Source organism: Chryseolinea lacunae (assembly GCF_016735595.1).
GTDB classification, from domain to species: Bacteria; Bacteroidota; Bacteroidia; order Cytophagales; family Cyclobacteriaceae; genus Chryseolinea; species Chryseolinea lacunae.
The window spans coordinates 16664-28047 of the sequence record NZ_JAERRB010000022.1 but is presented as its reverse complement, the minus strand read 5'-3'; the positions used below and the strand labels follow the sequence as shown (position 1 = coordinate 28047).

Below are 11384 nucleotides of genomic sequence, written 5' to 3'. Positions count from 1 at the left end.
TGCGGGAAGACGTTTCTTGTAGCGTCGTCTGATGTTGAGCTTCAATGCCGTGTACACACGATAGACCTTTTTATGGTTCCACACAAATCCCTTCCGTCTCAGGCGGAAGTAGGCTTGCCAGAAGCCAATCGAAGGATGCCGCTCCACGAGTTCTCTCAAGGCATTTATCACCTCTATGTCGTTCTTAGCCTTTGGAATATACTGCTGAGTGCTACGGGGCACCTGGAGGGCTTTACACGCCTGACGTTGGCTAACACCATGTTCTTCAATCATGAACTGGATTAGCACGCCCCGCTCGTCAGACGTTAGAGCTTTTTTGCAACCGCATCTTTCAAGGCCTCGTGAACCAAGCTTAAATCGGCAAACATCCGTTTAAGTTTAGCGTTCTCCTCCTGAAGCTCTTTCATCTTTTTTACTTCGCTGGCCTGCATGCCTGCGTACCTTTGACGCCACTTATAGAATGTGGCGCTTGTAATACCCATCTCCCGGCAAATGTCTTCTGCCTTTCTACCAGCTTCGTGCTCATTGATCGCCTTCGCTATCTGTGTCTCTGTGAACTTTGATTTTTTCATCGTCTTAACCATTTAAAATTGAACATTTGTATTCAACTTTCAAATGGCCGAACTTCAGGGGAGCTTACAAGTGCTTACGCCAAAAGGCAAAGGAGTAAATTGGAAGGCAGGCCGTAGGCAGGGGCCGTTTTATGCCGGAAGCTTTTGGCTGGACGTCCGGAAAAAGGCCGAAATTTGCTCTAAAAAATGAACCAAAAATTTATCTTAAGTAACTTAACAACTTACAAAAAGTTATCAGTCGAATTTTCCCGTCTGCAGGAGTCGATTTACGATATTTCCTATAGAATATGGTACTACATCCTGAAAGTCATCTGGATCTTTTGCCTTATCCGCAAACCCGCGCATGTGACAATACTCATGAGCAATATGCGCTGCATAATCCCGAACACTACCCTTGTAATCGCCAGTGGGATTAAGCCACCAGATAAGAGATTTAGTTTCAGGTACATTTAAGTTCGTTATACCATAAGTTCCATACATTCTCCTCATTCGCCAGTTGTATCCCCTTCCAGTTTTAAATTCGATCTTCATTGTGTAGCTTTTGCTGTAAAGAAGATTTAGAACTTGGTCATTTGGAATTGCCTTCGGTATAAAATAGTAAGATCCCAGTTCTTCCCAATCGAATTTGGCTCTTAATACTTCCCCCCTAAATTCATCGCTGTTCAATACCCTGTTACAAATTTTAAGCGCATCATTTGCCAATCTCACATAAAGCTTCGGCCCATCGATTTCGCTTGCGACAAGTGAAAATGGCCCACTATTGGTCTGCGCATTCACATGATGCACAGATATCATTAAAACTAGAATATAGATATATCTCATACCTTAAACGTTTTTATCATTTTTACCAGGCGAAAAGGCAACATAATAGACAGGCCCAACGAAACTACAGTGACTAATAATTGGAGATAAAATTGCCATATCAGAAGTTCCTGCGACTCTACCGCATGAATTTGCTCAGTACTGATGATGCTAAAAATCCAATATCCGGATATACCGTGCAGGATGATTGCAAAAAGTGGCAAAAAACACGAAACTACCAAGAGGATTTTTCCTAGTAATGCAGATTGAACTTCCTGATAAAGATTGAGAGAATCAAATGTCGTTGCTGACGTGCCTCCTCCAACAAGTATCTGCCATAAGTAGACATGCTTTATAGTCATTTGTACCAGCAAAAAGAGAAAGGCAAAAATAACTATAGGCCAAAAGATATTCATCGCACCATAAGTGAAGCTCAAACCGCTTGCACCTACCTGTGGCTGTTGCTGCGAAGATTCTGCCTGATCGACAAATTCGGACGAAACGGCCTCGGCTAACGGTATGGCCATGTAACTTCGCTGGATTACATACGCAGACACAATCAAGAGGAGAATAAAAACACCATTGATATACTTTGTAAGTTCCTTAAAGGTGGCCTTTACTTCTGTGGGTTCCATTATTTCTCTTTTTTATAGTATATCTTGAGAAGAGGAAGATCATAGGTAAGTCTGAGGAACGCCTTAAAGGAATTCGCTTCAATCGTTACAGCTTCCTCTTCGACTTTTCTAAGCTCAGGAGTATATTGAATTCCCACACCAAAAGTTATGGGACTGTTTTTAAAGCCGTGATGAAAAGCTATACCCGGAGAAAAAATTTGTTTGAAGGTTAGTTCCTGCGGGAGTTCTGAATCTTTATCATTCAAACGGTAGTTGAAGACAGCCCCAATATCCGCGAATGATACCATGAAACCGTTGCTGCTTCCCTTTAGGGTTTTGATAGCTGATCCATCAGTATAGTTAGCCGTTTTCTTGGTTGTATCATATTTTGTTTTTGACCCCCACGTAAATTCGAATCCGATTGGCGCGGTTATTCCTACATTAAATTTCCACTCATCGTTCCCACTCAGTTGCTCAAGACCGACAATACCACCTGGATGTGCTGAGATAGTCAAACTTGATATACTAAATCTCTTATCAATATAGGTTCCACGATTCACCGCTGCTTTCCGGTATGCTGAAGCTAAGTCATCGGAATTTTTCGCATTTACAACATCAGTTATGAACGTACCATATTTCATCAACAAAGCTGTTACTTTTAGAACGTCAGCAGTTTGCTGGTTTTTGTTAAAATCCCTATTTATCTGATCGAGTATAAAAACGACATTCGAAACAAGTGAATTATAATCCTTTTCCGAAATAGCAGTATAACATTGAATGAGCTTTTGAGATACCACTATCAATTGATTATGGTCGATAATTAGGCCTGATACTTTATTGTAATTTTGCATAATCGTCAAGACTGATGTCAGCATCTGTCCCATGTCCTCCCCGGACAGATTCTTTTTCCCTATTGCATTGTCTATATTCATTAATAGGTCGATGGAAGGTAGAATTGTGTCGTTATACAATTTTTCAATTGCTGCTTGCGTAGTTGCAGGCATTAATGACTTAAATACCACGGGATCTTGTTGATAAATTAATCCCATGAGATACCATATTTTTTCGGGAGCATCCGCAAGCAACTTAAGATCCTTATATTGTATCCAAACATTTTCAAATTGCGTAGAGAACGGCGATGGGTTCTTGTCCTTTCCTTTCTGGAAATTTAGTTGCACTATATTTAGTAGCCTCACTGTCTTGTAATATGGGTCGAAACGATTGTCTGTTTTCCGTTTGAGATCGTATTGTAATTCAAGATAGTCGAGAATTTCAACAGGGTGGCTACCAGCAATCAATTTGCCGCCAATGTCAGACGCCACGCAATATGGAAGATAATATGGACTTGTTTTAAATGTACTCCAAGGAGCGCTTTGAGTGTCATCAATAAACCTCTTCACATTTAACACTAATGACTTTAAGTCTTCTTCAAACTTTGCCTTAAAATCACGTCCAAGTTTTGGGTAATCAAAGGGGTTTGTGTCTTGAAAAAATTTATAAGTAGCCGGAAAAAACGCTCGTAGTTCAGCGATGCCGTCAAGTTTTTTCTTAAACTTGTTTATATAAACGACGTTCAATCCCTCTTGAAAATCCTCAGCAACAACCTTGGCTACTGCATCGATAATCATCGACTGGTAACTTGGGGAAATGCCCCCCTTTGAAAGAGCTAGTCCGGGCAATCCATTCAACTTTGTTGCAAAACCCGACGCAGCTTGGATAATGTACTCATTCCGCAACACCGGGAGGTAATCTTTCAATTGTGCAGTAATGGTCTGATCGAAAGGATTATTAAGAAAACTGTTGATTAGGGTTGGATTTGAAAACTTCGGTGATATGACGTTCGCGTTATTCATTTTGAGATCGTAAAACATCAAAGCATCATAGTAGGCATTTTGTGCTAACGTGTAATGAAATGTACACAGTAGTAGTAAGACAAGTTTTAATCTTTTCATATCGGGGGTTTTAGTAGGTTACAATCTAGAGTGGTTTAACTTGTAGCAAGGGGAAGATTTCACTTAAACTTGAGGCTAATGCAAAACCAGTACTGATATCGGTTGCAAAGTGAAGGCCTTTTGCGGATTTAGCTTTATCATCGTACCAGATCGCTCCCGAATCACCCTCACTTGATATTTTGCCAGAATTGACCGGGGCTATAGTATAGCCAGATATTACCTGGCTGCCGTAAAACGGATAATCAATCAAAAATGCACCCTTGCCTTGGACTTTACCGCTCGTTACACCCGTCGTTCTTCCAGACTTTGTCAGTAAATCGTCAATTTTGATGGGTTCTACCGTTCTCAAATCTTCGTTGGTACCGAATTGTATATTGTTGAATTTTCTAAGAGTATTCAATCCTACAAGAGCCGCGTCAAAACCAAGGGAAAGCGGAAGAAATCTCTCAAGTGTCCCTATTAAATCAATATCAAAATTCCCACCGTCCGTTCCAGGGCCGGGTTGTGTAACAGTTATCCCCTGCCATCCACTAATTACGTGATAACAAGTAACAAAACCTGTTCGCATGTTGTAAGCGTCTTTAACAAATAGCCCGAGTGTTCCACACTCAAAACAACCAATGCTAATTCCCGGCTGCAATGGATCTTTACGTTTTACTCGCTCTGCATCGGAAATGGGAGTTTTCAACGTTTTACTGTTTATTTGATACTTGGCTTTGACAATCCCGATGTCATTGGTATTCATTAAGTGTACCATATCGTCAGTTGCAATAAATGTATCGTCAATATGAAATCGAACAGCAAGGTCTTGTGTTTCAAGGCGCATACCAATATCTATCCCGTTTAAGCCGATAATTCTACCTAAGAGAGGCAAGACACTGTTATATATCTGTGATAGTCTTGATTGATTCATAATATTAGACGGTCTTCGAAAGCGGAACACTAATCACGTCTTCTTCATTTGCTAGCGGAAGTTTAACAGGCGCACTCCCTTCGAATACGTCGTTGCCATTTTTATACTCAACATGGATGATATAATCACCCGGCACCAGGCCATTGAAAAGAAATTCTCCATTTGCCTTCGGATTTGTAATATCATTCAATGCTGCATCTGACATTGATAAGATTTTTACAGCGGATTTAGTCAAATCAATTGCAATCCCTTGTGTCGTGGCTGGGTCAAGCACAATACTTCCCTTAAGTGCAATCTTAGATGAGGTGGTTGCATCCGACCATTTGCCAAGAGGCAAAATGAGGTCCTTTATTCTGTTTAGAAGTTCAACAGTTCTTCCAGAGAAAAAACCCAAAATAAATGACAAGACAATAAGCCAGTATTGAAATTTTTCAATAGAAACGTCTCCATTTGCAGACAAGACCCCAATACTAAGAATGATGACAATTGTACAGAGAGGAGCATAAAATAACTTAGCGACATGAACAGCAACTTCGTTACTTCTAAAATCTTTGTCGCGAATAGCTTCACTCCCTGTATATAAAATACTGGCGAGCACACCAAAAATCGACCAGAAGATAATTTCAAAAGCTTGATATGGTCCGCCGAGCCAAAAGAAACTTCTCAGTTTTAATTTCACTGATGTCAACACCGTGATAAATTCTTTGATGTCGTAAGGCCTTAACAGTGAGGGGATGTCGGTTAAGATTGGTTCGTCGATAGCACCGCCCAAATAAATTTCAATTTTCTCTATTACTTTTTCCTTCGGTATTGAATCGGATTTAGCAATTAGAGCACTTATTCCTGATAGTTGCGGACTTTCAATAGAAATAGTACGTTCTCCATCTTTAAAGAAGTGTGGGACTATATATGCTATAGTGAGAATAGAAACTAATATCACTACGCTTCGAAGCCATTTATCTTGACTCATGCAGTTAGATTTGAAATAATACATTTATACTCATCGAACATTTTCTTGATGTTTATACCCATCTTACGAGAGTTCGGATTACACTCCTCCGCTAGTCCCTGAAAGGAGACAATAATTCATCCAACTGCCGAGTTAACCCTGCATCTCTGTCGTTACATTAAAAAAATAAAAAAACCCACCTCCTCACGGTTCTTACTTAGCAAAAGTAAGAATCGTGAGGAGATGGGCTCTATTCGGAAATTAAGATAGAGAAGTCACTACACTTTTACAAAATTTCTTCAAGATTAATTTCGCTAGGTATCCTCCTATTCGAAATATATATTCTATATATAGTATATAGTAACTCGATTTCAGCGGAAAACCGGCTGGACTTTTTGGTTATCTTGACATATGAAATATCCACGAATAGAGGGCGGAAGGAAACATACTTCCTTCATCGAACCCATGAAAGCTCAGCTCTCGGATCAGCCTGCTTTTGATAGTAAGGACAGGCTTTACAGAAAGATCTTTGAAAGAAATATATCAGAAACTAAAAGGGCTTGAAAGGAAAACCTCCCCACTCGTTGTGCCTATTAAAGATTCAGCCGATGTGACTTGGGTTAACCCGGTGCTGGTATGTAATATCAAGTTCACCGAAATAACGGAGGATGGCAGTGTCCGCCACCCCGTCTTTCAAGGCCTGCGAATTGACAGAAATCCGCAAGAAGTAGTGCTGGAGAAGAAGTCAAAGAAGAGCTGAAATTGGCTGGAATTTGAGCTTAAACCCCCATAAAACCGCTTTTTGGTCTTTCTTGTCCTTAAAAAGGGGACGAGAGATTGAATTTTTCAGAACCCGTTTTGCACTTCAGGCTAACGGTTTATCCTTATGAAGCAACTCACTGTCATGGCTGTTGATGACGATCAGGATGATCTAGACCTTTTTAAACAGGTGTTGCTGGAGTTGGATCAAAAGGTTAACCTCATTGTGGCTTATAATGGTAAAGAAACGATTGACGGCTTTCAAAATTAGAACAAAAACCCGACGTCATTTTCCTGGATTATAACATGCCGTTAATGAATGGCATAGAATGTCTGAGTGTTATAAAAAAGACCCACTCCTGAAATATATTCCAATCTTAATGCACTCGACAAACTTGTCAAATCAGGAAATCAATGAATGCGAGATGTTGGGTGCCACAATCTTACTTAAACGAAATACATTCTCAAACGTGGTTTCAGACCTGAGAACCATCCTGGCTGATATCAGAAATAAAGTAAGCGTTTCATACCGCTTAACCGGTCCAGAAATTTCTCGCAATGTTAGCTTTGATTCCTGTGATCAGTTTGATCTGAAGGTCAAGACATTTTTCAACCTTATGAAGATTCTGTAGCTGCTTTACAAGGTTCAAAAACTCATGAGGCCGGTTCAATGCTTTTTGAACAGCTGATGTTATTTCATGATGAACATCTTTGATATGAACGAAAGGAATCACGGAGCCAACAAGTAGCGGAATATAGTTTCCTGCTTTCCACAGGCTATAGCAAATCCAGAAGAGCTTGTTCTTATCCTCTTCCGAATTAGTGACTATAACAAAGCAATTGGGACAAGGCTTAGCCAGTGGCTTTCCGGCATGGTAGCCTTTGGATAAGATAAAGAAATGATGACCTTCATACTCATTCGACATTCGGTGTGTTTTGATTTTTAGTGTTTGCATGGCATTCACTTTTTTACCATGCACTTCGAAAAGATGTATTGTAAAATATAGCATATCGACAGGATCAGCGGTTCGGTGTCAAGGATGTCGATTCAGTGCTATATATTTACTATAGATCGACACTTGCTTTGTCCTTGACACCGGAACCCAAGCGCTGATCCTAACTTTGCTAACGATTTTACTTTTGCAGGGTAAAAAAGAGAATGGCATGCCACTAAAAATCATTGAATGTTCAGGTGGAGATTCCGAGTAAGCTGACCACCAATTTCCGGATCAAAGTGACCACCTGATTTCGCGGTAAAGTGACCACCAATTTCCGCGTCAAATTGACCACCAAAAATTGAGTTAAAAAAGTATCGAGATCGGTTGACCAAAGGTTGATTGAATGGGCTACTTGTGCCTGACGTAAATCAATCTACACATGGCCAATAACCCGATCCATATGAGTAAACTCAGACAGGTAATTAAACTGTATTGTCAGGGACAGAGCAAGCTTCAGATCAGCGCAACGACCAGCCTATCGCGTAATACTGTTAAAAAGTATATCCGTGTATTTTCCGGGCTTAAAACCACTTGGGAACAGATTAACCAACTGCCAGACAAGGAGCTCGATGAACTATTCTGTAAAGAGCCAGAGGCGATCGTGGATGATCGTCTTCTACCTCTTCATGATTTTCTAAAGCAGCAGGAAAAGCGATTGCGTCAGCGTGGCGTTACCCTGCTACGCTTATGGGACGAATATCACGCTCAATATCCTGAGGGCTTTAGCAGAACTTCCTTTTATCATCATTACAACCTCTGGAAAAAGCGTGTACATCCCAGCATGCACATGGCGCACAAGCCTGGAGACAAGATGTTTGTTGATTGTACGGGCGAGAAGTTACAAGTAGTCGATGCGGATAGTGGTGAAGTAAAAACAATGGAGGTCTTTGTCGCTATTCTTGGAGCTAGTCAACTCACCTATGTAGAAGCTGTAGAGAGCCAGCGTGTAGAGGATTTTATCGGTTGCTGCGAAAATGCAGTACGCTATTTTGGCGGTGCGCCTAATGCAATTGTTCCGGATAATCTCAAGTCTGCAGTAATCAGAAGTAATCGTTACGAACCTAAACTCAACGAAAACTTTGAAGCTTTTGCTGATTATTACGGCATGGCTGTTCTTCCGGCCCGTGCCTATAAACCCAAAGACAAAGCATTGGTAGAGGGAGCAGTAAAAATCACCTACATACGCATTTTTGCTTCCCTTCCGGAAAAGCTCTCTACTTCGCTGGAAGAACTCAACGCACGGATCAGAGCATTGCTGGAAGTTCATAATCGAACTGCTTTTAAAGGACGCAATTACTCACGTCAGGAACAGTTCGATGAGATGGAGCGCGCTACGCTGCAGCCTTTACCAGAAAAACGTTTTGAACTCAGGTCCTCATCAGTAGCCACCGTGATGAAGAACGGACACGTATGCTTAAGTATCGATAAACATTACTACAGTGTACCGTATGGCTATATCAGCAAAAAAGTGCGGGTGCTTTACAGCAAATCCAAGGTTGAGATCTTTTATAAATATGAACGTATAGCTGAACATGAACGCGTGCGTAGCGCTCATAACTATACGACAGATCCGGCTCACATGGCTACCCAACACCAGGTATTGGCTGAGTGGAACCCCGATTACTTCCTCTCGCAGGCCCGCAGTATCGGCAAAGAAGTAGAGTATTACATCGCTCAAGTTCTCAATAAGAAGCCACACCCTGAACAAGCTTACAAATCCTGTCAGGGGATATTATCCTTTGGCAAGCGTGTTGGTCACCAGCGATTGATCAAAGCCTGCCAACGTGCTCATGCCTATGGGTTGTATCACTTCAGGGCGATTGAAGATATTCTTAATCGCGGACTGGATCTGTCTGATCTGGAAGAAGACCGACAACTCCCCATGCCAGAACACGAGAACATCCGAGGCAAAAACTACTATCAGTAATAATGTTAAATCTTAATCACAGTAACTATGAATGAACAAACAATGGAAAAAATGAAAACTATGAAGCTGCACGGAATGGTGCGCGCGTTCCGTACAAGCCTGGAATCCGGCAATACCGATAAGTGCACTGCTGATGAGTTACTATCGATACTCATCGACTCCGAATGGGATGAGCGATACAATCGAAAACTCAACCGTAATGTGAAGAATGCAAGATTCCGTTATAAAGCTGCCGTTGAGCAAATCAACTTCGATACCCCCAGAGATTTGAATAAGAACTATATTCTGCGGCTGGCAGACTGCGAGTTTATTGACAAAAAAGAGAACATACTTATCACCGGAAGCACCGGTATCGGAAAGAGTTACATCGCTTCCGCGCTCGGCCATCAGGCTTGTTCATTGGGATATAAAGTATTGTATGAGCACACATCGAAGCTATTTGCTCGGCTGAAAATGGGCAAGGCAGATGGCACATACCTAAAAGAAATTACCAGGATGGAAAAGCAGGAACTGCTTATTATCGATGACTTTGGTATCCAGCCATTGGATCAGCAAAGTAGAACAATCTTAATGGAAATTATCGAAGACAGACACGGTAACGTTCCACCGTCTTCACCTCCCAGGTGCCGGTAAATAAATGGCATGAAGTAATCGGAGAACAAACTATAGCAGATGCCATTCTGGATCGAATCATCCATGACGCTCACCGCTTGGAACTCAAGGGAGAATCCATGAGAAAGAAAAGAACTATCTTAACGGAAGATTTAACTGAAAACCAAAACTAAAACGCGGCTATTACTAACCGAAAAATCGATACCGATCAAACCTCAATTTTCCAATTAACTTTGGCCTCGGAAATTGGTGGTCAGCTTGCTCGGAATTTCCACGCTAGGTAATATTTCAAGCAAAATATATATTTAATTAACTGATTATCAGTTTTTTAACACATCATACGACCTTGTGCTTTTTTAATCGCTACTTTTCGAATACTTTTGAACTTAACCTATAAGTGAAGCGTTCCGTTACAATAGAATTACTGGAGGAGCATAAAAATGCCACCTTCTATACGCTACGATTCACAGACGAGGCTGACTCCGAATTTGAAAAATTTTGGGCTAAGTTTAGCAAGAGCCATTCGGTTGACTGTCATTTACTGTCATACTGGATGGAAAGAATCGGAAATGAAGGAACGAGTCACCCGTTTTTCCGTGATGAAGGAGGGGTATTTGTTAAAGCAATTCCCTTTCAACCATCAAACCTGCGTCTTTATTGCTACATCATTGAACGCACTTTCCTATTATTTGGTGGAGGTGGAAAAAAAAACACCAGAACATTTCAAGATGATCCAATACTAAATGAACAAGTCAATTTCGTAAGGAAAACTGGAAACAAAATTCTCCGGTATCTGGATAAAGACAAGATCATGGTTGACGGTAACAAACTCACGGGCAAACTCACTTTTGATATCAAATTATGAAAAAGCATGCTGGCTTAGAAGAATTTCGCAAATCGACTCCGACACACATAAAGCGGCTTGTCGATTTTTCTTCTGACGTTGCCAAACGCATTGATGAAATCCTTTTAAAGCAGGGGAAGACTAGGCGACAACTTGCGAACGATCTAGGAAAGAAGGAATCCCAAATCAGTAAATGGATGACAGGTACGCACAACTTTACGTTTCGTACCATTGCGAAAATTGAGGCTGTATTGGGCGAAAAATTGATCGATTTACCTGCACCTCAAATCTTCCTTTTCCAAATTGCACATGGGGAGACTAATTTCACACTCTCTACCAAAGGGCACGTCAAGGAGGAGGTGCTTAAAGAAAGCAAAGTATTGATTCAATCTGAGTATGAATCGTTTGATTTTGATACAATGTGTCACCAATTTAACTAAGAT

15 protein-coding genes are annotated in these 11384 nt (G+C 41.0%); 7 read left to right on the top strand and 8 right to left on the bottom strand.

Annotation, left to right across the window (positions count from 1 at the left end; translation table 11 throughout):
* From JI741_RS32205 to JI741_RS32175, 7 genes are all read right to left on the bottom strand, one after another.
* Nucleotides 1–288, bottom strand: a 288-nt coding sequence (locus JI741_RS32205) for an IS3 family transposase (protein ID WP_369411901.1), incomplete at its 3' end; no start/stop codon positions are given.
* A 17-nt stretch (nucleotides 289–305) separates the two neighbouring features.
* Entirely contained in the window at nucleotides 306–572 is a 267-nt protein-coding gene (locus tag JI741_RS32200) for a transposase (protein WP_202016690.1), read from the bottom strand.
* A gap of 234 nt (nucleotides 573–806) precedes the next feature.
* Nucleotides 807–1394, bottom strand: coding sequence for a hypothetical protein (locus JI741_RS32195; RefSeq protein ID WP_202016689.1), 588 nt, complete (start codon nucleotides 1392–1394; stop codon nucleotides 807–809).
* A complete protein-coding gene (locus JI741_RS32190) occupies nucleotides 1391–2008 on the bottom strand; it encodes a hypothetical protein (protein ID WP_202016688.1) in 618 nt (205 codons plus the stop codon). The genes JI741_RS32195 and JI741_RS32190 overlap by 4 nt, the downstream gene beginning before the upstream one ends.
* Nucleotides 2008–3939 carry a hypothetical protein gene (locus JI741_RS32185; RefSeq protein ID WP_202016687.1) on the bottom strand — a complete coding sequence of 644 codons (1932 nt, stop codon included), beginning with the start codon at nucleotides 3937–3939 and terminating at the stop codon, nucleotides 2008–2010. The genes JI741_RS32190 and JI741_RS32185 overlap by 1 nt, the downstream gene beginning before the upstream one ends.
* Before the next feature lie 25 nt (nucleotides 3940–3964).
* Entirely contained in the window at nucleotides 3965–4852 is an 888-nt protein-coding gene (locus tag JI741_RS32180) for a chymotrypsin family serine protease (RefSeq protein ID WP_202016686.1), read from the bottom strand.
* Between the two features lie 4 nt (nucleotides 4853–4856).
* Nucleotides 4857–5822 (bottom strand): hypothetical protein, encoded by a 966-nt coding sequence (locus JI741_RS32175; RefSeq protein WP_202016685.1) that lies wholly within the window; start codon nucleotides 5820–5822, stop codon nucleotides 4857–4859.
* A gap of 475 nt (nucleotides 5823–6297) precedes the next feature.
* Here JI741_RS32175 and JI741_RS32170 point away from each other — a divergent pair, with 475 nt between their 5' ends.
* Together JI741_RS32170 and JI741_RS32165 are read left to right on the top strand one after the other, a co-directional pair.
* On the top strand, nucleotides 6298–6561 hold the full coding sequence (locus JI741_RS32170; protein WP_255534611.1) for an ATP dependent DNA ligase: 264 nt from the start codon (nucleotides 6298–6300) through the stop codon (nucleotides 6559–6561).
* A 126-nt stretch (nucleotides 6562–6687) separates the two neighbouring features.
* Entirely contained in the window at nucleotides 6688–6831 is a 144-nt protein-coding gene (locus JI741_RS32165) for a hypothetical protein (protein WP_202016682.1), read from the top strand.
* 262 nt (nucleotides 6832–7093) lie between these two features.
* On the opposite strand, the gene JI741_RS32160 is transcribed toward JI741_RS32165, so the two are convergent.
* The gene (locus tag JI741_RS32160) at nucleotides 7094–7516 is read right to left on the bottom strand and encodes a DUF6943 family protein (RefSeq protein ID WP_202016681.1); all 423 of its coding nucleotides are present in this window, start codon (nucleotides 7514–7516) and stop codon (nucleotides 7094–7096) included.
* Between the two features lie 442 nt (nucleotides 7517–7958).
* On the opposite strand from JI741_RS32160, the gene istA reads away from it, so the two are divergent.
* From istA to JI741_RS32140, 5 genes are all read left to right on the top strand, one after another.
* Nucleotides 7959–9485, top strand: a complete 1527-nt coding sequence (gene istA, locus JI741_RS32155) for an IS21 family transposase (protein ID WP_202016680.1) — start codon at nucleotides 7959–7961, stop codon at nucleotides 9483–9485.
* A 27-nt stretch (nucleotides 9486–9512) separates the two neighbouring features.
* Complete coding sequence (locus JI741_RS32150) at nucleotides 9513–10118, top strand: ATP-binding protein (protein ID WP_255534609.1); 606 nt, start codon at nucleotides 9513–9515, stop codon at nucleotides 10116–10118.
* The gene (locus JI741_RS33270) at nucleotides 10109–10270 is read left to right on the top strand and encodes an ATP-binding protein (protein WP_500789627.1); all 162 of its coding nucleotides are present in this window, start codon (nucleotides 10109–10111) and stop codon (nucleotides 10268–10270) included. Before JI741_RS32150 ends, JI741_RS33270 begins: the two co-directional genes overlap by 10 nt.
* Nucleotides 10271–10494: 224 nt before the next feature.
* Nucleotides 10495–10962: a hypothetical protein gene (locus JI741_RS32145; RefSeq protein WP_202016679.1), complete on the top strand. Its 468-nt coding sequence runs from the start codon at nucleotides 10495–10497 to the stop codon at nucleotides 10960–10962.
* Nucleotides 10959–11381 (top strand): helix-turn-helix domain-containing protein, encoded by a 423-nt coding sequence (locus JI741_RS32140; RefSeq protein WP_202016678.1) that lies wholly within the window; start codon nucleotides 10959–10961, stop codon nucleotides 11379–11381. Before JI741_RS32145 ends, JI741_RS32140 begins: the two co-directional genes overlap by 4 nt.
* Nucleotides 11382–11384 lie beyond the last annotated feature (3 nt).